Source organism: Wolbachia endosymbiont of Muscidifurax uniraptor, from assembly GCF_054149795.1.
Window position 1 is genome coordinate 919927 of the sequence record NZ_CP083727.1, and the last position, 24024, is coordinate 943950.

Below are 24024 nucleotides of genomic sequence, written 5' to 3' on the forward strand. Positions count from 1 at the left end.
CTTGTTTCCGGACAACCTCTAAATGTATCCGTTCCAACTGCAAATGCACTTTGAAATTACTCTGTACCGTTCACACTTAATTCTTCAATCTCACTAATAGAAAGGCCAGTAAACTTGACAATAGTGTTGACATCAACATTATTAGCCAGCATTGCTTTTGCAACTTCAATTTTCCCTTCAATTTTCCCTTCAATTTTCCCTTCCTCTTTACCGATTTTGATGCCTCTTTCTTCGCCAATTTGGATGCCTTTTTCAGTAGCAAGGTCAAGTCTGTATTCAAGAATGGCTTCTTCTTTCCGTAGATCCATTATTCTTTCTTCATAAGCTACTAAATCTTTTTCATTCCAGCTAAACCTGTCTAATTCATCGTAGGCTAACTTTATTATTGGTGCTTTTTCTGCTATTTTCCTTAAGTCTTCTTCCGTAGTTTCATCTGCATATTTGAAGAAAAATAACCAACGATCCACTATGCTTTCTAGCTGTTCTTCCTTATTCTTAGGAAATTTAGGTAGTTCAATAAATACAAATTGAAAATCTTTTAAGTCATGCTCATTGGTTTTCTCATCTCTTATAGTGTGGCTGGATATATAATCAAGCTTATCAGGAAATAAATTACAATTAGAGATAGCAATAAAGAAAACCTTCTTTAAATCAATGTACTTACCAGATTTATCAGCTTGCCTTGAGTAAGCCTTAGCAGCATATAGTTGAGCTCGTTTTTCGAAGCCTTTATCGCGAGTGAGCTGCATTTCAATCACATACCTAGCCCCACTAGAGTCCCTGCAAAGAACATCAACTATACTTTGCTTATCAGAGGCAATTTCAGGATCCATTATAGTACTGAGGAATTCCACTTCTTGTATAGTATTTATCTCGGTAAACCCTAAAATATCATTCAAAAAATGTATGAGAATATTCTTATTTTTTTCAGTGCCAAAGATTCTTTTAAAGGTTAAATCCAGCTTAGGGTCGAGAAACTTAGATAAAGCCATAGCCAAAGTGCTTAAAAATATTAATAATTATACACTATTATTAACAATTATTCAACCATATTTTTGAAGATAGCTATGCCGCCGCGAACCGTCATACCGCCGCGGTATCTCTAGATCCCGCTAACAAGCAGCGGGATGACGAATTACTTAACCGTCATACCACCGCGAACCGTCATACCGCGATTCATTCGCGGTATCTCGGCATAGATTCCGCTAACTAGTAGCGGAATGACGATTGTGTATCGTGCTTTGCTAAAAAAAAAATCACAGAATGCAGTCTGGTTACATTACTCTAGCTATACGCAACAACTTTACTTTCAACAATTTTATTAGCAATAATACGACTTTCACAATCAATATTTATTATATCAGATAGTGAATTAATATCAGTATAACTATCAAAACTTTCTATTGTTGATTCCACTATCTCTACTATTTTTAAAAAGCCAATTCGTGACTTCAAAAATTCATTAACAGCTATTTCATTTGCAGCATTGAGCACAATACTATTTGCTTGTGGAGCAGAAGAGTTTAACACTGCCATGCTAAGCTTTAGCGCAGGAAAACGTTTATGGTCTGGTTCTTGAAAGGTCAATTTTCCTTGCTCTGTTAAATCTAGTCTACAATTTAAAGCTGATCTTTCCGGCCAAGACAAAGCATATGAAATGGGAATTGCCATGTCAGTCTCTGCAAGCACAGCAAAGTTGAACCCATCCTTATAAGTTACAATTCCATGTACTATTGACTCAGGATGCACTATTGCTTCAATTTTATCCGGGCTGATGTTAAACAAGTTATGTGCTTCTATTATCTCTAGTGCCTTATTCATCATTGTTGCGCTATCAACCGAGATTTTCTTTCCCATATTCCAAGTGGGGTGACTAAGCGCCTGATCTACCATGACATTTCTTAATTGCTCAGAACTATAATTTAAGAATGGTCCACCAGAAGCAGTAAGTATGATCTTTTCTACGCATTTGTCGTCATTTTGCAAAATTTGAAAAATTGCATTGTGCTCAGAGTCAATAGGGATTATTTGTACATTTTTTTCTTTAGCTTTTTTGAGTAATAACTTTCCACCGCAAACAATGCTTTCTTTGTTTGCCAATGCAATGACTTTGGTACCGCTTTCTATAACCTCCATAACTGGCTCAAGGCCTGCAATGCCAACTATTGCAACAACTGAGAGATCAACAGGTATGGTAGCAATATTTGTAGCACCAATTGCTATTTTTACATCTGTACCAAGTAAACTTTCTTTCAAATCTTTGTAAAGCCTTTCATCGGAGATAGCAACATATTTTGCATTTAGCAGTTTTGCTTGGTGTGCCAGTAGAGCAAAGTTCGAATGGGCACTTAGTGCTTCCACTTGGTATTCTTCTTTTCTCTTTGAGAGCAAATCTACAGTCTTTTTTCCAACACTTCCTGTTGACCCTAAAACTGAAACCTTTTTCACTAAGACAAACTCATGTTAATTATAACAACAGCAACTTTTCTTATTAGGCCTTCTCGCATACTATTCAGCAGTTTTTAAGCGTTTAACCAAGTTCATGCCCGTGGTCATCACCAACAGATGGTGAAGGACCAGGTGAAAAAGATTGACCATGGTGATCACCTGCATCATGCATGTCTTGCAAACCATCAGCATTATGAGCCATTTCATTATTGGCATGAGGGTAATCATCTGAGTGAGGTCCCTCATCACCATGAGCCATATCCATTCCTTCTGATGGCATATCTTCCCCACCTCCACCTGAAAAATATTCTGCAAGGCCTTCAAGAAATTTTATGCCAAACATATTACCTGATTTTCCAAACAGCGTTACTAGACTACTACCACTCACCAAACCTTCAAACACGTTACTATAAGCAGCAATTGCTCCTTCATGAAAGTTGAACAACCATTTCATTCCATCGACAACTGTTGAAACAGAGTCACTATGACCAAGACCAAAACCACTTTTCTCACCAGCAGCCTCTTGGCGTTGCTGCTGCGCTTGCCATTCTGCAATGTTTGGACCTTGAGCTTCACTCATAAATTTTTACTCTCAACCTTGAGCTATTATTTTATCACAAATATTGCAAAATATCAATAGAGCTTTTGAATATAGCTAATACAAACAATTTCTGTCATCCTATATATAGCTAAACTGACTTACGACAATTTGAAAAACGACAAATTCGTCATTCCGCTACTAGTTAGCGGAATCTATGCCGAGATACCGCGAATGAATCGCGGTATGATGTGTTAGCTATAGGATCCAGTTTGAAAAAAATCTGAATTCCAATGTTCACTACCTTTTACAAAGTTAAAACTTAAAAATATGACTGTTAGCAATAGTGTATATATCTTTAGCTATATATAATGAATGAATTTTTTTATATATTCGTTATTAGTATTTTGTATTTCCTGAACAGTTCCATGGGAAATGATCTCCCCTTCATATAATACTGCTATTTTATCAGCTATTTTAAATGCGCTATGAATATCATGTGTAATCGTGATAATTGTAGGGTTAAGATCTCTAGATAATTTTATTATTATCTCGTTTACTATATCTGACATAATTGGGTCCAATCCTGAAGTTGGTTCATCCAAAATAATGATTTCTGGGTTGTGTGCAATCGCCCTTGCAAGTGCCACTCTTTTTTTCATTCCACCTGATAGCTCTATTGGAAACATATCTGCTATGCTTTCCTCCAGTCCAACATCATTTAACTTCTCGATTGCTAGCTGTTTTGCCTCTTTTTTGCTGATATTAAAGCGCTTTTTATAATTAAAAGATATATTTTCCCACACTGTAACGTAGTCAAATAAAGCGGAATTTTGAAATAAAACCCCAAATTTATTTTTGCTTTTACTATTTATTTTAACAGACCCTGAGTCTGGAGCAAGCAAGCCGATAATTGTTTTTGTTAATACAGATTTGCCGCTTCCTGAGCCACCAAGTATGACTAATGATTCCCCTTTTAATATATCAAAATTTAGATCTTTTAGTACTGTCCTATCATCAAAAGATAAGCTTAAGTTCAATATTGATATTATGGGGTTACGCATGTATCAAAGTAATCATGTAGTTTGCTAAAATGATCAGTATGGACGATAAAACAACAGTTGATGTTGTAGCAACACCTACTCCTCGTGCACCTTCTTTGCAATGGTAACCGTAATAGCAGCTTGAGACAGAAATTATGGCGCCAAATACAGTTGCTTTTATTAGCCCAGTTATAAAATCATACGTATTAAAGAACTGAGCTGTGTGTTTAATGTATATATTTAAATTGTGGTTAAATTCGAAGACTGCAGTGATACATCCTCCAAATATTCCTATTAAATCTGCACATACTGTAAGTATGGGAAATACTATGATTGACGCTAAAATCCTTGGTGCAATTAAATATTTGAAAGGGTTGATGTTCAAAGTTGTAAGGACATCTATTTGCTCGGTGATGCGCATCGTACCAATTTCTGCTGCAACTGATGATCCAACCTTTCCTACCATTATTAAGCTGATCAAAACTGGTCCTAACTCTTTAATGATAGTGATCGTAACAAGTTTGGGTATTATCTGTTCTTGGTTAATTAATGGGTCACTCAAGCTACTTTGTAAAACTATTGCCGCTCCTATAAAAACTCCAGTGAGCCCAACAATTGGCAGAGAGAAAAAGCCTATCTCTATAATTTGTCTTGCTATGTTGCTAAAATAATATGGTGGCACAAGGCAGTGGTATAGAGATTGAATAAAAAATATGAATGCACTACCAAGCCTTAACAAAAAATTGATAAAGTACCTACCAATTATTCTAACACTATTTATATCAAAAAAGCTCACTTTGTATTCATTTTAGCTAGAGTTACTGATTTTATTAACTTTATCGCAAAGTATAGCTGAGATATGTTTTAAGTTCAATATACTTGATGTTTTAATTTAAAGCTTAACCCAAGAAAGGTTTCCCTACGTCATACCGCAATTCATTCGCGGTATAGATTCCGCTAACGAGTAGCGGAATGACGGTTTTTCAAATTGTAGAGCCACTTTAGCTATAGAACTCAATTACATAAGCAAACCTTACTTATTTTACTATCCCTGTTTACTTCCTGTAAAAAACATGTTACTAATGTATTGTATTTTGTAGTAGAATGGAGGAAATTTTGGCAGTTCCAAAAAGAAAAAAGTCAAAGTCAAGGCGTAATATGCATCGTTCTCATCATGCTATTCAGCCTAAGAATATTGTGGTGTGTTCAACAACTGGGGAATTCATGTTGCCTCATAACGTAGCAGTTGATGGCAGTTACAAAGGAAAACGGGTTTTCATTAAGCAACAGGCGGAGTGACTATTATGATATGTTACCTACGGTCAATAATAATATAGTTATTGCACTTGACGCTATGGGGGGCGATTTTGCGCCTCTTTCCGTAATTCAGGGTGCTGTTTTTTTTTTAGACAACCTTGTTGACCCAGGCATTAAAGTTTTTTTTCATATTTATGGAGATAAGGAAGAAGTATCTCCTTTGCTTTTGAAATATAAAAAAGTAAGTAACAATTCTGAATTTACTCATTGTTCTGACAATGTCCTTGCAAATGATAAGCCATCTTTTGCGCTGAGACATCGTAAAGACTCAAGTATGAAAGCTGCAATTGTTGCAGTGAAAGAAGGTAAAGCTTTCGGAGTGGTGTCTTCAGGCAACACCGGAGCATTGATGGCAATTTCCAGATTTATTTTAGGAACATTACCAAACATTTATCGTCCTGCTATTGTCTCTATCTGTCCAACTAAAACAAAAAGCTTTGCTTTGCTTGACCTTGGTGCAAATGTCGATTGTAATGCCGACTCATTATTTCAATTTGCATTAATGGGAAATATATTTGCAAAAGTAGCGCTAAAAATTGATAATCCTGAAGTTGCTTTGCTAAATATCGGCACAGAAGAAGTTAAAGGTAATGACTCAGTGCGCGGCGCTTTTGAGTTGCTTAAAAACGCTCCAGGCATTAATTTCAAAGGGTATATAGAGGCAAGTGAATTTTTAGAGGGCAATATAGATGTGATTGTTGCTGATGGTTTTGTTGGCAATGTAATGCTCAAAACGGCTGAGGCAACCGCTAATACTTTTATCAATCTAATAAAGCAGGAAGTACTGAGCTCATGGGCAACAAAGATGCTTGTTGGTCTGTTGTTAAAATCCAAACTAAATAGAGCTTTAACACGTTTTAATCCCAAAATTAGAAGTGGAGCTATGTTTTTAGGGCTGAATGGTATCATCATTAAAAGTCATGGAAATTCTGATGCTATTTCTTTTGCCCATGCCATAAAATTTACAGTGAATGCAATTAGTGAAAATTTAAATCAAAAGATAATTAACGGGGTAAGTCATATTGAATAAAAGTTTCATATTAAGCACTGGATCTTACCTACCAAGAAAAATGTTGAGTAACAACGAAATTGCATCGATAGTTGAGACGAGCGATGAATGGATAAGGCAGAGAACAGGAATAGTTCAAAGGCATATAGCAGATGAAGGAGAACTAACGTCAGATCTAGCTGTAAATGCAGCAAAAAGTGCTATAGAAAAAGCTAAAATTTCAGTAGATGAAATTGATTTAATCATAGTTGCCACAACAACGCCTGATAAAACTTTTCCTAGCTGTGCAACGATTGTACAAAGTAAGTTAAAATGTAAAAACGCATTTGCTTTTGATGTACAAGCAGCATGCTCTGGTTTTATATATGCAGTTACAATCGCAGACTCGCTTATCAAATCTAACAATAGCATTAAATATGCACTAGTTATAGGTGCTGAAATAATGTCTAGGATTGTTGATTGGGAAGATAGATCAACTTGTATACTCTTTGGTGATGGTGCTGGTGCAGTGGTGATGAAATCAGAAATGGGTAGAAGCGGCATCATATCAACAAACTTACACTCTGATGGCAATTTGGACATACTATGTACGAACGGAGGGGTATCCTCTACTGGTGATTCTGGAAAAATATACATGAATGGAAGAGAAGTGTTTAAACGTGCAGTGGATAAGTTAACAGCCTTAATAGAGGAAACTCTGAAATGCAATAATTTGAAAATTACTGATATTGACTGGCTCATTCCCCATCAAGCAAATATTCGTATTATTGAAGCAGTAGTAAAGAAGTTAGATTTCCCTATAGAGAAAGTGATTAATACCGTTGATCAACATGCAAATACCTCAGCAGCATCAATCCCACTAGCACTTGATTATGCAATACAAAAATCAAAAATAAAATTAGGAAACCTGGCACTGCTGATTTCAATAGGTGCAGGCCTGACCTGGGGTTCCGTGTTGCTGCACTATTAGACTTCCTGCATTACCTCCTGTCATCCAAGTACCCTCTTTGTCATTCCAGTGCCTCTTTCTCCTGTCATCCCAGTAGCCCCTTCGGTGTCATTCCAGTCTGGAATCCAGTTCTTATTGTACATTCACCTGGTGTAAAGTTAAGTTTCCTGGATCCCAGTGGGCTTTGTTGCATCGCTACTTATGAAAGGCTAACTATAGTTAGGATTATAAGCAACCTATTGAAAATCTTGTTTTTTTGCAATCAATCTGATCAAATTTAAGAATAGTAATTTGTTATTTATATTAATAAATTTAATTCTATTGAAAATAGCTAAAGCATTGAAATTCTTGAATTTTAGCCAGATTAGTGAGTGGTAGTGAAATTTCTTTTACTCAAATTTAGGTATTCACTGACCGTTCTTGTTATAAATACCAGAATAATAAGCTACTGATATTCCCTATCTTTTTTATCTTTAATCCATCATAGCTAGCGATGCAACAAAGCCATCCCAGTGTCAGCTACTCGGATGACAAAAAAAGGAGCACTGGAATGACAGCAGTCCTACGTCATACCGCGATTCATTCGCGGTATCTCTAGATCCCGCTAACAAGCAGCGGGATGACGGTTGTCGTTTAGCCACAAATATTTAAGAAATTTACCAAATGAAAAAAAAGGCAAAAGAAGCCCTGGGGTTATTATCCGCTTTAAAATATTGGCGTTTTTTATGTTTTAAACGCTTGACAAGCGAAATTCAGCTGCTTTTAATTGCAACTGACTTACGCTGCAAATGTTTAAGAAATTTACTAAGCAGAAAAAAAGACAAAGAATCCCCGAGTTAGCTAGTCTTTTACTATCTCTGTCGAGTATTGGCATTTTTTGATGTCTTGTAACGCTTTATAAGCGCGTTCAGCTTATTTAGATAAAAATCTAGATGTAGATGAAGTTTTGTAAAGACATACAGTATCTATATACTGCAAAAAATTGAACATAAGACGCCGATACATTAAGTAATCCTTACCTTTTAATCTGCAGATTGGCGAAAGCAAATACAATAACTTCAGTTTCATGATAAGGGAGCTGGCGAGGTTTGTCAAGGAAGTTTTTCTTTCCCGTGAATTCCCTTTGAAGTTGAATATTGAAAATTGACTGGAGAATTGTGGATTACTTTGTATATGTTATGACAAGCCATTGCGCTCTCAGCAAAACCATTTAGTATTAATTTTAGTTTGCCTGAATAAATAGCTATATCTCCGATTGCATATATCCTATCTCTACTGGTTTTAAGTGTAGCTGGGTCGACAGTTATGCGGCCATGTTCTAACTGTATACCCCAATTGTTTATTGGACCAAGATTCATTGACAGTCCAAAAAATGGCAGCAAAAAATCAGCGGATATTTCTTTTTCTTCCTTAGAGGCAATGTTTTTTACTATCACTGCGCTCAACTGCCCATTACTTCCTGCTAGTTCGTGTAATTGATATGGCACTACCAGTTCTATTTTTCCATCAATTTCAAGTGATTCTAATTTATTTCTAGTTTCAGGAGTGCAGCGAAATTCCTTTCTCCTATGTATCACATAAATTTTCTTTGCAACTTTAGAAAGTTCTACAGTCCAATCAGCCGCAGAATCACCCCCCCCTGCAATGACTATAGTTTTATCCTGAAAATCAGAAATTTTATTTACACTGTAAAATACAGATTTATTTTCATATTCTAATATACCACTTAAGGGTGGACGGTTAGGTTCAAACATTCCATTACCTGCAGCAACAATAACAGCCTTACATTTTACCTCTGTACCTATGCTCGTTATGATAGTAAAGTTTTCACCTTCGTTATTTGAAATCTTTTCTACTTTTTGACTTAAATGGTAAATAGGCTTAAATGGCGAAGCTTGCTCCATTAGCTGCTCAATTAATTTTTGGGCAGTAATTACAGGATAACCAGGTATATCGTATATTGGCTTTTCTGGGTAAAGAGCTGTGCATTGTCCTCCTGCTTGATCCAAAACATCTATTATATGACATTTCATATCAAGCATTCCCGCTTGAAAAGCAGTGAATATTCCAACAGGTCCTGCACCTATTATTACTATATCGGGTTCCATATTCAGATGGTGATCTATTTATAGATATTAGCTTTCTTCGCTAACAAGGTCAATTTACAAAGGGATGTATTTTTAAAAGATGTGGCTAGATTAGATAAGATTTCCAGCGTTATGAACCACATAGTCCAAATAAGCTCTAAAAATCAGCTAGCATAGCGAGATGCTGTGCGGACGGAATGGGATTCGAACCCATGGTACGCTCATCACGTACGTCAGTTTTCAAGACTGGTGCCTTAAACCGCTCGGCCATCCGTCCATTTCTTTTCTATCACAACATTTGATTTTAAGCAATCTATAAAAGCTTTACTTGCCCACGCAAAAGTTGCTAAACACACTACTCAATATTTCCTCAACATTAATAATCCCAATCACTGCACCAAGTTCAAATGCAGCAAGCCTCAAATCTTCAGATATCAACTCAATTGGATTATCGATATTAAAACGTTGTAAATGTTCCAGTGCTTTCTTCATGTGATTCCTATGTCTTTGCCGAGTGATTACAGGAGTGTCTCTATCATGCCCAAATTTTTCCCCTGCCTTCTCTTTTATGAGAGAGATCAATTTGTTTGTACCTATTTCCTTTAGAATAGAAATGGGTAAAAGATCTATGCCATTAATTTTTATATTGTGATTATTGATAACATCGTCAGCTTTGCTCAATACATAAATGGTGTCATTTTGGTCTGATGTCATGCAAGTAGCTGACACTGGTTTCCAGCTTATCTCATCATGAACATTGTTTTCAGCACATGTTTCTAGAATCCATTGTCTATTGCATAATTTGCAAGTATTTTTATATCTGGATCCCAGTGTCAAGCACTGGGATGACACCGTTTGTTGATTACAATATTTGCATAGTTGTGTGTCAACGACAGATGGTATATTGCCTGTGGCTTGATAATTGACATCGTGTCGTTGTTGAAAAGGAAATAGCTCTATTCTTAAATCAGCTTCAAAAGACCTCTTTTTCGCTCGACTTATACCTTCTAATTCTATTGGATCTGAACTTTCACGAATTCCAGCAGTATCAGAGAGAATGATTGGGTATCCGCCAATGTCAATATGAGCTTCAAGTATATCTCTTGTTGTGCCTGCATATTCAGAAACAATAGCAATATCACGCTTGGCTAAGAAATTAAACAGAGTTGATTTACCGACATTTGGTTCACCAGTTATTACAATATGTAAACCCTCACGCAACCTTTCGCCCCGTCTATTATCATTTAAATGCTCTTGTATCAACTGCACGAGAGATTGCACTTCATTATTAATTTTTTCCAATTCACTTTTTTCTGCCCAAATGTCCTCTGGAAAGTCTATATATGCTTCGATTTTGGATTGTATCGTTATTAATCTTTGCCTCCAATTGCTGTATAGTCTCTCCAATTCTCCTGATATCTGCTTAATCGCTTGTTTAGCTTGCATTTTCGTCTCAGCATCAATTAAGTCTGCAATCCCTTCTATTTGCGTTAAGTCAAATTTACCATTTAGAAAAGCCCTAAGTGAGAATTCTCCAGGCTTGGCCATAACGAAAACTTTTGATAATTCCTCCAAGATGATTTTTATAACTGCCTTGCTTCCATGCACTTGTAACTCTATAACGTCCTCGCCAGTGAAACTGTTTGGAGCAGGGAAATAGATGATTATTCCATTATCTATCAATTGACTGGAATCATCATATAGATCAACTAAAGTAGCAAATCTTGGTTTAATTTCTTTTTTAATATGAAAATGATTTAAAGCTTTAAGCGCGTAGTTGCCTGAAATTCTGATTACTGCAACTCCTGACTTACCAAATACGGTCGATAAAGCGAAAATAGTTTCATTTGTGTTTGTCATTATTTATATAAACTACTTAGCAATATTACACTTAAGAAACCAAAATACCTAAAAAGTCACCCAGGTGAAAATATTTATTTTGAAAACTGATAATATGATTTATAATGACTGACACAAGTTTTAAATATTTTATGCTCAAGAAATTAGCTTGGTACTGGTCTTTTGTAGAGTTAATTAAAGGGTTTGTTATTACATTAAAATATATGTTTAAGCCAAAGGTTACTTTGAGGTATCCTATGGAGAAGGGCCCTTTAAGTCCAAGGTTTCGTGGTGAGCATGCGTTGCGTAGGTATCCAAACGGTGAAGAACGATGCATAGCTTGTAAATTATGTGAAGTTATCTGCCCTGCTCAAGCAATAGTTATTGAAGCAGAGGAAAGAGAAGACGGTAGTCGCCGCACCACGCGCTATGATATTGATATGACAAAATGCATATACTGCGGACTTTGCCAAGAGGCATGTCCAGTTGATGCAATTGTTGAAGGTCCTAACTTTGAATTTGCTACTGAAACAAGAGAGGAGCTAATGTACAATAAAGAAAAGTTATTGCGTAATGGTGAAGTTTGGGAAGACGCAATTGCACTCAGGTTAAAAAAGAATAGGCCTTATTATTAATGTTCAGAGCTTATAACCCTGTTATCCATTATGATTTAGGGGCAGTGCCCACTAGGGGTGGTGTCATCCCAGTAGCTGATACACAACTGTACGAACATTTGTTTGCGAGGGCAGTATGTTAAATGTTATAGCCTGTTTTGCCTCAAACACAAAGGTGTCATCCCAGTGCTTGACACTGGGATCCAGTAAAATTGATTGTGAACAAGCACACTATACAACATTTTCAATGAAATTACAAAAAAGCTGGATTCCAGTGTCAAGCACTGGAATGACACCATTTGCTGTGCAATTTACCTTCGAAAATGAATGTTCGTATGGCTATGTGCGTGACACTGGGATGACACCGTTGGAAGAAGCAAACCGCCTTCAAGCTACATGTCCGTATAGGTTTATTTATGGTTAGGATTACTTTTTCAACCGAACAAAAAGTAAAAGAATACAGTGGTAAAGTCATTGGCTTTGATATATTACAACCAGATGCTTTGAAAGAAGCAATTGCCTTTAAGGTAAATGGTGAGTTGCATGATCTCTCACGTGAAATTGAAGCTGATGCAGAGATAGAGGTGATACAACTGAGTGACGAAGCGGGTTTAGATATAATAAGGCATGATGCTGCTCACATAATGGCACAGGCAGTGAAAGAGCTATTTCCTAATACTCAGATTACTATCGGCCCAACAATTCAGGACGGTTTTTACTATGATTTTGCTACAGGTCGTACCTTCACTACGGACGATCTTACCGCAATAGAAAAGAAAATGAAAGAGATTGTAAAAAGTAACCACAGATTTGTTCGAGAAGTTTGGACTCGCAAGCAGGCAATTGATTTCTTTAGTGGTATAGGCGAAAAATATAAGGTTGATATTATCTCATCCATACCAGAGGGTGAAAACCTAACTGTTTATAGGCAAGGTGATTTTATTGACCTATGTCGTGGTCCGCACTCACCATCAACCGGCAGAGTTAAAGCGTTTAAACTTATGAAAGTAGCGGGTGCATACTGGCGAGGTGATGCAAAGGGCCCAATGTTGCAGCGAATATATGGTACAGCATGGAGAAATAAGGATGAATTAAACGCTTACCTTGAGTGCCTCAAAGAAGCAGAAAAACGTGATCACCGCAAAATTGCTAAGGATATGGATTTATTTCACATTCAAGAGGAAGCTGTTGGGCAGGTTTTTTGGCATGAACAAGGATATATTCTATATAATGTTCTTGAGTCTTACATCAGAAAGAAGCTAATAAATAATGGCTATTTTGAGGTAAAAACTCCTATTTTAGTAAGTAAAGAGCTGTGGGAAAGATCTGGACATTGGGATAAGTTTCGTGAAAATATGTTCGTTGTTGACGAGTCTGAAAATAAAAAGTTAGCAATAAAGCCTATGAATTGCCCTTGTCATGTGCAGATTTTTAATTCTCACACCAGAAGCTATCGTGATTTACCGATACGTATGGCAGAGTTTGGCATATGCCATAGAAATGAAAGCTCAGGCTCATTGCACGGACTGATGCGAGTGCGTGGTTTTACGCAAGACGATGCACACATTTTTTGTATGGAAGAACAAGTGAATTCTGAGACTATAAAGTTTTGTGACCTTTTAAAAGAAGTATATTCAGAGCTTGGATTTAATGAAATTTCTGTGAAATTTTCAGACCGTCCAGATATTAGAGCAGGTAATGATGAAGTATGGGATAGAGCTGAAAAAGCGCTGCTTGAAGCCGTTAAAGAAGCGGGCTTAAGTTATGAACTGAGCCCTGGTGAAGGTGCATTTTATGGTCCAAAGCTAGAGTTTGTTTTAAAAGATGCAATAGGCAGAAGCTGGCAATGTGGAACATTACAAGTTGATTTCATTTTACCAGAACGTCTGGGAGCTTTTTATATAGGGGCAGATGGACACAAGCATCACCCTGTCATGTTACATAGGGCAATTCTTGGAACTTTTGAACGTTTTATTGGAATTTTGATAGAAAATTATGCAGGAAAATTTCCAGTTTGGCTTGCTCCAACGCAACTTGCTATTCTGACCATTACAAACGAAGCTGACGGTTACGCCACAGAAATTAGCAATATTTTAAAAGAACAAGGTGTGAGAGTCAAGACTGATTTGACCAATGAAAAAATTAGTTATAAGATACGTTTGCATAGTCTAAACAAGGTTCCTATATTGTGGATTGTAGGCAAAAATGAAGTTACAAGTAAAACTGTGTCAGTAAGAAATTTAGGATCGGAAAGACAGGAGTCTTTTTCTTTGGAAAAGGCTAATGAATCGCTGTTAAAAAGTATTAATTTGAATTAAGGGAGTTAAAGTTTGCAAGTTAAAAAGAACAATAAAAACAGAATTAATGGATTTATCACAGCTAAGGAGGTACGCTTAGTTGATCATAGTGGTGAAATGGTCGGAATCGTGCCAATAGAACGAGCTTTGGAATTTGCACAGGGTGTTGGTTTAGACTTGGTGGAAATTGCACCTGATTCAACCCCTCCAGTATGTAAAATTCTGGATTATAGCAAGCAAAAGTATGATATAAAAAAGAAAGCAAGTGAAGCAAAAAAGAAACAAAAAACATTAACTATAAAAGAAATTAAACTGGGTCCCAATATTGGTGATCACGATTACGGAACAAAATTGCGTCAAGCAAGAGACTTACTTGCCCACGGACATAAAATTAAAGTCACAATGAGATTTAGAGGGAGAGAGCTTATAAACACTGAAGTTGGACTGGAAAAATTAGAACGGCTAATTCGAGACACTGAAGATATCGCAAAGGTAGAATTGGCACCTAAAAGAGAAGGGAATCAATATTTTTTAGCTCTGGTTGCTAAGTAGCAAAACGGCTTAAGAAGTATAAGTAAAGTTAAATTATCGCTCTCTCTTTGATAACATGGCGAAAATGTCTTATTAATCCTTGAATCGGCCAAGCTGCAGCATCGCCAAGCGCGCAAATTGTATGTCCTTCTATTTGAGTTGTAAGGTCAAGCAGCTTATCTATTTCATCAGGCTTAATATCTCCTGCCACCATCCTCTTCATAATCCTCCACATCCATCCAGTACCTTCACGGCATGGTGTGCATTGTCCACAGGACTCATGCATATAAAAGTGTGATAACCTCTCTATTGCAGCTATTATATCAGTTGATTTATCCATCACTATTACAGCAGCAGTACCAAGCCCTGATTGTGCAGTTCTTAATGAATCAAAATCCATTTCAATAGTATCGCATATAGATTTTGGAATTAATGGCACTGAAGACCCACCAGGTATTACAGCAAGTAAATTATCCCAACCCCCTCGCACTCCACCTGCGTATTTTTCAATCAATTCACGTAGTGGAATTCCGAGCTCTTCTTCAACATTACACGGGTTGTTTACATGTCCTGAAATACAAAAAATCTTAGTACCAGTATTATTTGGTTTACCAAGAGATGCAAACCATTCTCCTCCGCGATTTAGAATATCTGGAACCATGGCTATAGTTTCAACGTTGTTTATTGTGGTTGGACAGCCAAAAAGTCCAACACCTGCGGGAAATGGAGGTTTCATGCGAGGAAAGCCCTTTTTTCCTTCAATTGATTCAAGTTGAGCTGTTTCTTCTCCACATATGTAAGCTCCTGCACCCCTATGGATAAATACATCAAGATCATAACCTGATTTGCAGGCATTTTTTCCAATTAAGTTTTCTTTATAGGCTTCCTCAAGTGCTTTTTTCAGAACTAAATATTCATTATAAAATTCACCCCTGATGTAAATATACGCAACTGATGCGCTGATCGCTTTGCCGGCTAGGAGAATTCCCTCAAGTAACTTATGTGGCTCATATCGCAATATATCTCTATCTTTACATGTACCAGGTTCTGACTCATCTGCATTGACTACTAAATATGCTTTTGGAAGATTCTTGGGCATAAAGCTCCACTTAAGGCCGGTGGAAAATCCTGCACCCCCTCGACCTCTCAAACCAGATTTCTTTACTTCATCAATGATCTTTTCTGATCCTAAATCCAGTAATTCCTTTGTTTTTTGCCAGCTACCACGTTTTTTTGCACCCTCAAGTAGTGGAGTTCCTTTACCATTTAGGTTGGTGAATATTTTGTCTTGTTCTTTTAGCATGTTTTTCAAAATTTGTGAGTGATCCCGACGCGATTCGAACGCGTGACCCACTGATTAAAAGTCAGTTGCTCTACCGGCTGAGCTACGGGATCATTTCATTTTTCAGCTATACTAAACATCAATACAGTTTTTATCCGTTTTAATCAAACTAAAATTTTCATGTGTGGTTAAATAAATTATATAATATACTGCGTTAGTGATAATTTAGTTAAAAAATCTATGAATAATTTAAAAAAATTTCCAAAGGAAAACTTCTTGTTAATTTTCAGTTCACAGATTTATTTGGATGGTGTGACGTATAACGCTAAGGAGACAAAAAAATAGAGAAGTGTGTACACCCTGCAGAATTTGTACGCTATTTAGCAATAGCCTAATAGATAAATATTTCTTGCATTTCAGCCTGAGTGATTTATGCTTTAAGCAAGAATTACCTGGGGGTATAGCTCAGCTGGTAGAGCATCTGTTTTGCACGCAGAAGGTCAGCGGTTCGATCCCGCTTGCCTCCACCAGTCTATATTAGCTCTAGCCGCCACAAAACCTGTCAAAGCAGCTTATTTTAATCTATGAGGATTTTATACTACTTCCCTGAAAATCCCTATTTCTTTTCGTAACTTTTCTCTACACAAGTAATGTTGGTTATTACAATTGTAATATATACCAACTTAACAATAAATTAATCAATAAATGTTAGAATACTAACAATTAATTTATTGGTAACGCCTATGAGTGGAAAAAAGCATGTTTTTAAGATGGTACCTGGAAAAGAGGTGTTTAGAAAAACCCCGACTAAATTGATAAAGTGGCCTGAAGGTTATGATCCTACAGTGTCTATTAAAAAAGTTGAGCTTGTATCGCTGGATGATAAAAACGATGTAGCACTAGGCTTATTACCTATAAAACTTTGCGGCAGTTCTTGCCTAGACAGTTACATATGTCTGGAGGAAGAAAATGAAGGAAATCTGGTAGCCAAAGATTATAAAAGTGATTCTAACTTAGATTATGTAAAAAGTAACCATACATTTGTATATTACGGTAATGAGTTGGCTAAGTTATCATATACAAGAGAACTTGTGCAGCCTTTCAAAACTATGTGTAGCAGTTCTATTAAATCAAAAAAATTGGAATACAAATATGTAACATGGGAAGATTCAGATACTGGCAACAATAAATATTATTTTTCAGACGAAGCAGGAAATATAATCGATTCACCTGACAATGAGGTATTACAAGACATTATGTTATACTACGGTGAGAGACATATAAGAGATGTGCTACTGTTGCTATCAAGCACGTTTACCAAAGTTTTTATTCAGGGCCTAACAGACGACCAACTAAAAACTCTTACCAATACTTTTAGTAACGAGCAACTGCAAAAAATCATTCCTGAACTGAGTTCAAACCAGTTGCAAGCTTTAGTAGATCATCTAACCAATCACCAGCTAAAAACCCTCGCTCAGGAACTAAATCCAGAAAAGTTACAAATAATTGTTCCTATTTTAAATGATACTCAGCTTGAAGCTCTAGTGAGAAAATTAAATTCAGAGCAAGTAAAAGAAATTTTACCTCACTTAAAAGTGGATCAGTTCAAAGCACTTATTAAAACTTTAAATGACGAGCAATTTACAGTGCTTGCAAAAGACTTAGCTGAGCACCACTTGACAATACTCTCCAAAGAATTAGAAGGTGATCAGTTGAAAGCTTTAGTAAATAGTCTGCAAGAAGACCAACTGAAAGACTTAGTTAATAAGCTTGATCATGATAAACTTGGCATAATTGCTCAGGATTTAACTGATTCTAATAGGATTCAGATTATCATTAAGTCTTTAGCTGACAACCCAGAAAAACTTCAAGCTTTTGCTCGCAATATGTCTAATGAGCAGTTTAAAGAACTTTTGGATAACGTAGGTGCAGAAGAGCTTAAAGACATCATTCACAAACTGCCTTATGAGAAAGTAACAGCTGTGATTGGTGATCTTGGCAATCAAGATCAGTCTAAAGCTATTATTGATGCATTAAAAGGGAAACTTGACGAGCAGAGTAAACAGAACAAGGAAATGATTGAGATGCTCAAGCAAATCAAGGACGATATGCCATATTCTGCACATGACCTAATTCTTACAGCAGAAGATGGCGATATATATCCTTATGATTCGTCAATACTTGCATAATTAAAATTTTTACTTTTTAACTTTTTATAGGAGACCGTATGACTGAAGAAATGCAACAACTTCAAAAACCTAAATTTGTCAAACCTACATTCGAAAAACTGAAAATTCCGCAATTTCAGGATAGAGCACAAAAAGTGGTTGATCTCACCAACGATATCAATACTGCAGAAATTGATGAAAAAATGATGGTAAATGTTGTTAGATTTAAAGTTTTTTATGATAACCTGGTAAACAATATCAACGAATACAATGACAGTATAAGTTCTAGTATTGAAAATGATATAATAAACCCATTATCAACAATTATAGATAATATAGGTAAGGAAACAAAAGAAATAACGGAGAGCATCACTAAAATTAAGGAAGATATGCCATACTTCTCGCTAACACAGGCAGAAGATATACTATAGATACAAAGACGTAATCTCGAGATGATTTTAGATAACATACACCAAATGAGCAAGTAATAACCCACTGGGCTATTACTTTTTTCACATACCATTTCAATGTAGCTGGATTAATTTTAAAATTATAATTTTTTATAGGAGTTAGCATGAATAATAGTAAACAAGAAAGCAAAAACGAACTTAAAGTAATAAGCAAAATAGAAGTTAACACCAAACCTAAAGGTTATGATGAAACAGTTGCGCGAAATCCAGCGCAGCTTGGTTATGTCCACAAAGCTTTAGATAAATTAATCGCAGAGCTGAACACGAAATTCGTTCCTGAATTGGATGATGTATTGCATAACAATAGCAACTCTATCAGTCAATTAAATGACATGCTAACAGAAGAAAGGGGTAAGCTTGACGAGCAGAGTAAACAGAACAAGGAAATGATTGAGATGCTCAAGCAAATCAAGGACGATATGCCAGGCATTGCAGAAGCTCCAGATTTTACAATAGTAGATATTAATAATGACTCACTGTTATTTGTATAGTAATGATTTATAAAGATAAGTAGTTTTTTTATAGGAGGTAACTATTATGAATAAAAATATAAAATTATATTCTAGTGAAGAAGTTGAATCAAATAATGCATTGCAACTTCAGAAACCGGCGTTTGATAAACCAAGCTTCGAAAAGCCAGTAATAAAGAAGATTGTCAGTGGTAAAACAAAGGAAGAATTTGATATAACTAAAGATATGACACAAGAAGAGATTGATAAGATGCCACAAATTACATTGACCATAAAGCACCTTAAAAATTTTTATGATGGCTTGATAAACAGCATTAATAAGTATGACGAAAATATGGATAGTACAATTCAAAGTGGTATAATAACACAATTATCATCAACCATAGATAGTATAGACAGCAAGACAAGTAGTATAGATAGTGAACTTGCAGATCTTAGGAATTCGATTCCAGATATTGGAGAAGCTCCTCCATTACTCCATATTACTGGTGAAGAGAACGGATTGCTTTAATAAAAAAGGTAATAGCCTGATATCAGGCTGTTACCTTCTCCATATGCTATTTTAATATAGCTGAGTTAGGAAATCTATTTTAAAACTTTCGGCATATAGTTCTCATCATGTTTTGCAAACACTGTATCTGCAAGAAAAGTACTATTATCAAACATTTTACCTTGCACAACAACACCACTTTTTTCTGAAAACATTGGTGGAAGTATCCCTTGATATTTTACCACAACGCTTTTGTTAAAATCTGTCATTTGAAAAATTACTTCACTTTCGCTCCGTATCACGCTATTTTCAACAACCATTCCACCAACACGGATTAGTTTTTGACTATTTTGTAAAACTATTGCCTCACTTACTGTATAGAAAAATGAGATGTTTTCTTTGAGCGTTGTTAAAATAAAAAAGACTATGCAGCTTAAAAAGCAGAAAATTCCTGAAGTTATAAGTAATCGCTTATGTTTCTTCTTCATGATTATCTTTCAGGCTTTCTAGAATTTTTCTACTTTTAGTATAGCAAGAAATGGTAAAAATTAGCTCTCCAGCAATCAGCGTAAAACTAATAAGGTAAGCAAAAATTACATATGTATTCATAATGCATTATCAATAAATAACTCACCTGCATCAAAATAAATTAAGCTTCCATCCTTTTGCTGCAACACCAATTTACCACTTTCATCTATATCAGCAAAAATTCCTTCATACAATTTGTCAGCTAACTTTACACTGATTTGCTCATTCATTTTGAATGCTTTTTTTAACCACATTTCTCTTATAGCATAAAACCCGTCAAATAGCCATTGCTTTCTTAGCTTATTAAAATTTATTATTAATTCCTTTAACAGATCCATGTTAGACACAGATTCACCGTAATTGCTAATGCACGTTGTTCCTGGAAGTGGTGCATGATTGACATTAATTCCAATTCCTATAATGATCCAATTCGAATTGGATCTTTTTTCAAGTAATATTCCACTTATTTTCTTGCCATCAATAAGGACATCATTTGGCCACTTATACTGGAGATTTAGACCATTTATAAATGACAGTATAGCATTTCCAACAGCAAGAGCAGTAACAAAAGTCAATTCTGTTAATTTGCTAACTTGATTCATTAAACCTCTTTCTATCATCCCAGTACTTTCCCCAGTGCTTGACACATAACTATGCGAACATTGCAATTTGCAGGTGGTATGTGGTGTCATTCCAGTGCGTGACACTGGAATCCAGTTCTTATTACACAGTTGCCTGATGTGCCCATTTGTAATTAAGTTTTCTGGATCCCAGTGTCTGGGCACTGGGATGACATCATCCTTGGTGGGAATACCACAACGTTTGTACAGTTGTGTGCTTGACCATTCTTCTTGATTTCTAGATTCCAGCGTCACGCGCTGGAATGACACCGAAAGCTGGCTTTCATTCAGATAATCGTTAAAGAGGTTTATTACCAAACTCGCATAAAAATTACCCTCTGGAGAAATCCAACTTTTTCCGGTACGTCCTCTACCCTCTGTTTGTTTATCAGCAACAATAATAGTTTCATTTGATATTCCTTTATCAATTAAATCCAACGCTTCTTTATTAGTGCTTGAAACTTCTTTGTAATGATGAATATGAAAGCCCTCAGGGATCACCTTGTCAGTCCTTTAGTTCAATGAGTGAGTAAAACGTACAAGAAAAGAACGAGGTTGATCAGTGAAGCCACTGAAGTGATAATGAATAGACCCTTAGAATAAGCAACCTTATTACCACTAGCTTTATCAAAATACGTAGCTTTTATGATATTTAGATAATAGTAACACGATACAACACTTGCTATTACAAGGATCAAGGACAGGCTGATAAAGCCAGAATTTATTAAACTTTTGAATATAAAAAATTTAGCGATAAAACCTGCAAGTGGAGGTATTCCCGACATTGAGAGTAACAGCACAGAAAGATGAAATGCTACAATTGGGCGTTTCTTCCCTATACCAGATAAATTTGCAATATCACAATCGTCATCGTCAATTTGTACGAGATATGAGAATAGCCCTATGCTTGTGATGATATATATCACCAGATACATTAAGGCACTATCTGTTCCTGCTTGTGTAAAAATAGAAAGTGAAGCAAATATAAAACCAATGTGACCAATTGAACTGTAAGCAAGCAGCCTTTTTAAGTTTTGCTGACGTAAGGCCCCAAAAGCTGAGATAAGCACAGACAATGCTGAAACGTATAAGAAAATAGGCTGAACATAACTTTTTACATTTACTAACTCTTCATTCATCAATCGAATTAAAAATGTTACAAGTGCAGCTTTTGGGGCCGTAGAAAAAAACGCAGTTACTATGGTAGGTGCACCTTGATAGACATCTGGAGCCCACATATGAAAAGGAGCAATAGCAAGCTTGAAACACAAACCAATTAGGACAAAGACTAACCCAAAAACTATTCCATAAGTTATCTGATGGTTTTGCAAGAATGAACCGAGCTCAGAGAAATTGACTTGTCCTGTATATCCATAAAGCAGCGACATTCCATATAGCATAATGCAGGAAGATAATGCACTGAGTGTAAAATATTTCACTCCTGCTTCACATGAATAAATCGAATCTTTATTAAAGCTCGCAAGAACATACAAAGATATACTCATCAACTCAAAAGCTAAATAAAAAGAAATCAGACTATTTGCTGAAACCAAAGTTATCATGCCAAATAGCGCAAAAAGAATCAGCATTGAAAATTCATACTTATAGTCATATTTTGATAAATTCAGCATCAAAAGTATTAAAATTCCTGTGCTGAGAATTAACCCTTGGGCTGACCTGATGTATAAATTGAGTTTTAACAACGAATTAAAGAGAAAAATTTCATTGTTTTCTGCCGAAAGAATTAAAATAATCAAAGTTACCACTGTGCAGCCAAGTGCTAATAAGTTGATAGTTCGGCGGTTAAATATAATCCCAAGCAGCAGCAACACGAACGAGGAGATAATAGAGAACGTTTCCGGCAATATCTGTATATAATTCATAGCGCATTATATTTGACTAACAAATTTGCCATACATGGCTTCAAATAATTCAGTGCAAGGGTTGGGTAAAATCCAAGCAAAATAACAAACACTGCAAGCAGAATTAAGACAGAAAATTCTATGCTATCCAAACGGTTATTTAATAATTTAGAATAGCTAACCCCCCATATTATTTGCTTACATAAATTCAGCATATAAACTGCGCTTAAAATAGTGCCAAGTGCGATAAATCCTGTAAAAAACCCTATGCTCTTAAACATTCCAACCATAGCCAAAAACTCACCTATGAATCCAGATGTTCCAGGTAGCCCTATTGAAGCCATTGAAAATAAAATGAACATAAAACCAAATTTTGGCATTGTGTTTACTATGCCAAAATATTTTGCAATCTCCAAAGTTCCAGTTCGAGTATATAGCATTCCAACACACAAAAATAAAGCAGCAGAAATAAGGCCATGACTAATCATTTGAAATATGCTACCCAGTACTCCTTCCTCACAAAATGAAAAGAGGCCAGCAGTAACGATCCCCATATGTGCTATTGAAGAATAAGCTATTAACTTCTTTATATCATCTTGAGCAAACGCAACTAGCGAAGCATATATCACCGCAATAATGCTCAGCACAACAACGAAATTTGAAAAATACAAACTTGCCTGAGGAAGCATTGGAATAGAAAACCTTAAAAATCCATATCCTCCCATTTTAATAAGCAAGCCAGCTAAAATCACAGATCCAGAAGTTGGTGATTGTACATGCGCATCAGGGAGCCAAGTGTGAAATGGAAACATCGGTACTTTTATTGCAAAAGAAATAAAAAATGCAATCCACAGCAATGACTGCACTTCAAGATCAAGGCTTGGCACTAATGTAGCTAATTTTTGTATATTAAACGTCCCAAAAGTGCTATAGATGTACACCAATCCAAGTAGAAATAATAATGAGCCAGTTAATGTATAAAGAAACAACTTAAACGTTGCATATACCCTGTGTTTTCCTCCCCAAATGCCAATAATAAAGAACATTGGTATTAAAACAGCTTCAAAAAACACATAAAAGCTTATAGCATTCAGTGAAACGAAAAAACCGACTACAACACTCTCAAGCAGTAGAAATAATGCCATATAGGCTTTTAGGGTCGTATAACTCATTTTGCAGTTGTAGAGTATACAAATTACAAACAAGAAAGTTGTAAGCAGAAGGAAAAGCAACGATATACCATCTATCCCTATTCCAACATTTCTAATTGGGTAGCTGACAAACTGAAAGTCCGCATCGTTATAATCAAATTCTATACAAGCTACAATGCTAAGCAAAAATGGAAGTACAGCAAAAAATAGGGCAAGGAATCTTAAGTGTATAGATTGATGATTAATCCTGATTAAGGATAAAATCAATGCTCCTATCAGTGGAAGCAAAAATATACTAAGTAACAACACCT

Annotated in this window: 24 protein-coding genes and 3 tRNA genes; 12 read left to right on the forward strand and 15 right to left on the reverse strand. The window is 35.9% G+C overall.

The window, feature by feature from the left end; genetic code table 11:
• Window positions 1–56: 56 nt before the first annotated feature.
• The 5 genes from LA754_RS04675 to LA754_RS04695 form a co-directional block, all read right to left on the reverse strand.
• Entirely contained in the window at window positions 57–992 is a 936-nt protein-coding gene (locus LA754_RS04675; protein ID WP_353285638.1) for an Rpn family recombination-promoting nuclease/putative transposase, read from the reverse strand.
• 292 nt (window positions 993–1284) lie between these two features.
• Window positions 1285–2448, reverse strand: coding sequence for a 1-deoxy-D-xylulose-5-phosphate reductoisomerase (gene dxr / locus LA754_RS04680; protein ID WP_077188384.1), 1164 nt, complete (start codon window positions 2446–2448; stop codon window positions 1285–1287).
• Window positions 2449–2530: 82 nt separating this feature from the next.
• Window positions 2531–3028, reverse strand: coding sequence for a hypothetical protein (locus LA754_RS04685; RefSeq protein ID WP_006279861.1), 498 nt, complete (start codon window positions 3026–3028; stop codon window positions 2531–2533).
• A 320-nt stretch (window positions 3029–3348) separates the two neighbouring features.
• On the reverse strand, window positions 3349–4050 hold the full coding sequence (locus LA754_RS04690) for an ABC transporter ATP-binding protein (protein WP_006279859.1): 702 nt from the start codon (window positions 4048–4050) through the stop codon (window positions 3349–3351).
• Window positions 4043–4825 (reverse strand): MlaE family ABC transporter permease, encoded by a 783-nt coding sequence (locus LA754_RS04695; protein ID WP_077188383.1) that lies wholly within the window; start codon window positions 4823–4825, stop codon window positions 4043–4045. Before LA754_RS04695 ends, LA754_RS04690 begins: the two co-directional genes overlap by 8 nt.
• Window positions 4826–5145: 320 nt before the next feature.
• Here LA754_RS04695 and rpmF point away from each other — a divergent pair, with 320 nt between their 5' ends.
• The 3 genes from rpmF to LA754_RS04710 are packed head-to-tail and all read left to right on the forward strand — an operon-like array spanning window position 5146 to window position 7325.
• Complete coding sequence (gene rpmF / locus LA754_RS04700; RefSeq protein WP_065094662.1) at window positions 5146–5328, forward strand: 50S ribosomal protein L32; 183 nt, start codon at window positions 5146–5148, stop codon at window positions 5326–5328.
• Window positions 5329–5338: 10 nt separating this feature from the next.
• Entirely contained in the window at window positions 5339–6376 is a 1038-nt protein-coding gene (plsX, locus tag LA754_RS04705) for a phosphate acyltransferase PlsX (RefSeq protein ID WP_077190504.1), read from the forward strand.
• Window positions 6369–7325 (forward strand): beta-ketoacyl-ACP synthase III, encoded by a 957-nt coding sequence (locus LA754_RS04710; RefSeq protein ID WP_077190502.1) that lies wholly within the window; start codon window positions 6369–6371, stop codon window positions 7323–7325. Before plsX ends, LA754_RS04710 begins: the two co-directional genes overlap by 8 nt.
• Window positions 7326–8395: 1070 nt before the next feature.
• On the opposite strand, the gene LA754_RS04715 is transcribed toward LA754_RS04710, so the two are convergent.
• The 3 genes from LA754_RS04715 to mnmE all read right to left on the reverse strand — a co-directional run bounded on the left by LA754_RS04715 (window position 8396) and on the right by mnmE (window position 11251).
• Window positions 8396–9412 (reverse strand): NAD(P)/FAD-dependent oxidoreductase, encoded by a 1017-nt coding sequence (locus tag LA754_RS04715; protein WP_077188379.1) that lies wholly within the window; start codon window positions 9410–9412, stop codon window positions 8396–8398.
• Between the two features lie 168 nt (window positions 9413–9580).
• A tRNA-Ser gene (locus tag LA754_RS04720) sits at window positions 9581–9668 on the reverse strand.
• A 47-nt stretch (window positions 9669–9715) separates the two neighbouring features.
• On the reverse strand, window positions 9716–11251 hold the full coding sequence (gene mnmE / locus LA754_RS04725; RefSeq protein WP_457923616.1) for a tRNA uridine-5-carboxymethylaminomethyl(34) synthesis GTPase MnmE: 1536 nt from the start codon (window positions 11249–11251) through the stop codon (window positions 9716–9718).
• A gap of 131 nt (window positions 11252–11382) precedes the next feature.
• Here mnmE and nuoI point away from each other — a divergent pair, with 131 nt between their 5' ends.
• The 4 genes from nuoI (at window position 11383) to infC (ending at window position 14693) form a co-directional block, all read left to right on the forward strand.
• Window positions 11383–11865 (forward strand): NADH-quinone oxidoreductase subunit NuoI, encoded by a 483-nt coding sequence (gene nuoI / locus LA754_RS04730; protein ID WP_038199316.1) that lies wholly within the window; start codon window positions 11383–11385, stop codon window positions 11863–11865.
• 115 nt (window positions 11866–11980) lie between these two features.
• Complete coding sequence (locus tag LA754_RS04735) at window positions 11981–12268, forward strand: hypothetical protein (RefSeq protein ID WP_049973587.1); 288 nt, start codon at window positions 11981–11983, stop codon at window positions 12266–12268.
• A complete protein-coding gene (thrS, locus tag LA754_RS04740; protein ID WP_236514389.1) occupies window positions 12261–14162 on the forward strand; it encodes a threonine--tRNA ligase in 1902 nt (633 codons plus the stop codon). Before LA754_RS04735 ends, thrS begins: the two co-directional genes overlap by 8 nt.
• Window positions 14163–14174: 12 nt before the next feature.
• A complete protein-coding gene (infC, locus tag LA754_RS04745; RefSeq protein WP_006279610.1) occupies window positions 14175–14693 on the forward strand; it encodes a translation initiation factor IF-3 in 519 nt (172 codons plus the stop codon).
• 28 nt (window positions 14694–14721) lie between these two features.
• Here the strand turns inward: infC and nuoF are convergent, their stop codons facing one another.
• Entirely contained in the window at window positions 14722–15975 is a 1254-nt protein-coding gene (gene nuoF, locus LA754_RS04750; protein WP_077188376.1) for an NADH-quinone oxidoreductase subunit NuoF, read from the reverse strand.
• 19 nt (window positions 15976–15994) lie between these two features.
• Window positions 15995–16067: transfer RNA gene (locus LA754_RS04755), tRNA-Lys, on the reverse strand.
• A 341-nt stretch (window positions 16068–16408) separates the two neighbouring features.
• Here LA754_RS04755 and LA754_RS04760 point away from each other — a divergent pair.
• From LA754_RS04760 to LA754_RS04780, 5 genes are all read left to right on the forward strand, one after another.
• Window positions 16409–16484 (forward strand) — tRNA-Ala (locus tag LA754_RS04760).
• Window positions 16485–16697: 213 nt separating this feature from the next.
• Window positions 16698–18143 carry a magnesium transporter MgtE N-terminal domain-containing protein gene (locus LA754_RS04765; RefSeq protein WP_006279612.1) on the forward strand — a complete coding sequence of 482 codons (1446 nt, stop codon included), beginning with the start codon at window positions 16698–16700 and terminating at the stop codon, window positions 18141–18143.
• A gap of 50 nt (window positions 18144–18193) precedes the next feature.
• Window positions 18194–18553 carry a hypothetical protein gene (locus tag LA754_RS04770; protein ID WP_457923617.1) on the forward strand — a complete coding sequence of 120 codons (360 nt, stop codon included), beginning with the start codon at window positions 18194–18196 and terminating at the stop codon, window positions 18551–18553.
• A gap of 143 nt (window positions 18554–18696) precedes the next feature.
• A complete protein-coding gene (locus LA754_RS04775; protein WP_077188373.1) occupies window positions 18697–19083 on the forward strand; it encodes a hypothetical protein in 387 nt (128 codons plus the stop codon).
• Between the two features lie 46 nt (window positions 19084–19129).
• Complete coding sequence (locus LA754_RS04780; RefSeq protein WP_006279589.1) at window positions 19130–19573, forward strand: hypothetical protein; 444 nt, start codon at window positions 19130–19132, stop codon at window positions 19571–19573.
• 74 nt (window positions 19574–19647) lie between these two features.
• Here the strand turns inward: LA754_RS04780 and ccmE are convergent, their stop codons facing one another.
• The 5 genes from ccmE to LA754_RS04805 are packed head-to-tail and all read right to left on the reverse strand — an operon-like array spanning window position 19648 to window position 24022.
• Complete coding sequence (gene ccmE, locus LA754_RS04785) at window positions 19648–20040, reverse strand: cytochrome c maturation protein CcmE (protein ID WP_006279588.1); 393 nt, start codon at window positions 20038–20040, stop codon at window positions 19648–19650.
• Window positions 20024–20161 carry a CcmD-like small membrane protein gene (locus LA754_RS04790; RefSeq protein ID WP_006279587.1) on the reverse strand — a complete coding sequence of 46 codons (138 nt, stop codon included), beginning with the start codon at window positions 20159–20161 and terminating at the stop codon, window positions 20024–20026. The genes ccmE and LA754_RS04790 overlap by 17 nt, the downstream gene beginning before the upstream one ends.
• Window positions 20158–21201: a biotin--[acetyl-CoA-carboxylase] ligase gene (locus LA754_RS04795; protein WP_006279586.1), complete on the reverse strand. Its 1044-nt coding sequence runs from the start codon at window positions 21199–21201 to the stop codon at window positions 20158–20160. The genes LA754_RS04790 and LA754_RS04795 overlap by 4 nt, the downstream gene beginning before the upstream one ends.
• Window positions 21202–21218: 17 nt before the next feature.
• Window positions 21219–22583: an NADH-quinone oxidoreductase subunit N gene (locus LA754_RS04800; protein ID WP_006279585.1), complete on the reverse strand. Its 1365-nt coding sequence runs from the start codon at window positions 22581–22583 to the stop codon at window positions 21219–21221.
• On the reverse strand, window positions 22580–24022 hold the full coding sequence (locus LA754_RS04805; RefSeq protein ID WP_006279584.1) for a complex I subunit 4 family protein: 1443 nt from the start codon (window positions 24020–24022) through the stop codon (window positions 22580–22582). Before LA754_RS04805 ends, LA754_RS04800 begins: the two co-directional genes overlap by 4 nt.
• Window positions 24023–24024 lie beyond the last annotated feature (2 nt).

Excerpts from the sequence above, each read along its gene's own strand:
- LA754_RS04675 (WP_353285638.1), bottom strand. The coding sequence starts at position 992 with ATGGCTTTATCTAAGTTTCTCGACCCTAAGCTGGATTTAACCTTTAAA.
- LA754_RS04685 (WP_006279861.1), bottom strand. The coding sequence starts at position 3,028 with ATGAGTGAAGCTCAAGGTCCAAACATTGCAGAATGGCAAGCGCAGCAG.
- LA754_RS04690 (WP_006279859.1), bottom strand. The coding sequence starts at position 4,050 with ATGCGTAACCCCATAATATCAATATTGAACTTAAGCTTATCTTTTGAT.
- plsX (WP_077190504.1), top strand. The coding sequence starts at position 5,339 with ATGTTACCTACGGTCAATAATAATATAGTTATTGCACTTGACGCTATG.
- LA754_RS04715 (WP_077188379.1), bottom strand. The coding sequence starts at position 9,412 with ATGGAACCCGATATAGTAATAATAGGTGCAGGACCTGTTGGAATATTC.
- mnmE (WP_457923616.1), bottom strand. The coding sequence starts at position 11,251 with ATGACAAACACAAATGAAACTATTTTCGCTTTATCGACCGTATTTGGT.
- nuoI (WP_038199316.1), top strand. The coding sequence starts at position 11,383 with ATGCTCAAGAAATTAGCTTGGTACTGGTCTTTTGTAGAGTTAATTAAA.
- LA754_RS04735 (WP_049973587.1), top strand. The coding sequence starts at position 11,981 with ATGTTAAATGTTATAGCCTGTTTTGCCTCAAACACAAAGGTGTCATCC.
- thrS (WP_236514389.1), top strand. The coding sequence starts at position 12,261 with ATGGTTAGGATTACTTTTTCAACCGAACAAAAAGTAAAAGAATACAGT.
- nuoF (WP_077188376.1), bottom strand. The coding sequence starts at position 15,975 with ATGCTAAAAGAACAAGACAAAATATTCACCAACCTAAATGGTAAAGGA.
- LA754_RS04765 (WP_006279612.1), top strand. The coding sequence starts at position 16,698 with ATGAGTGGAAAAAAGCATGTTTTTAAGATGGTACCTGGAAAAGAGGTG.
- LA754_RS04770 (WP_457923617.1), top strand. The coding sequence starts at position 18,194 with ATGCAACAACTTCAAAAACCTAAATTTGTCAAACCTACATTCGAAAAA.
- LA754_RS04775 (WP_077188373.1), top strand. The coding sequence starts at position 18,697 with ATGAATAATAGTAAACAAGAAAGCAAAAACGAACTTAAAGTAATAAGC.
- LA754_RS04780 (WP_006279589.1), top strand. The coding sequence starts at position 19,130 with ATGAATAAAAATATAAAATTATATTCTAGTGAAGAAGTTGAATCAAAT.
- ccmE (WP_006279588.1), bottom strand. The coding sequence starts at position 20,040 with ATGAAGAAGAAACATAAGCGATTACTTATAACTTCAGGAATTTTCTGC.
- LA754_RS04790 (WP_006279587.1), bottom strand. The coding sequence starts at position 20,161 with ATGAATACATATGTAATTTTTGCTTACCTTATTAGTTTTACGCTGATT.
- LA754_RS04800 (WP_006279585.1), bottom strand. The coding sequence starts at position 22,583 with ATGAATTATATACAGATATTGCCGGAAACGTTCTCTATTATCTCCTCG.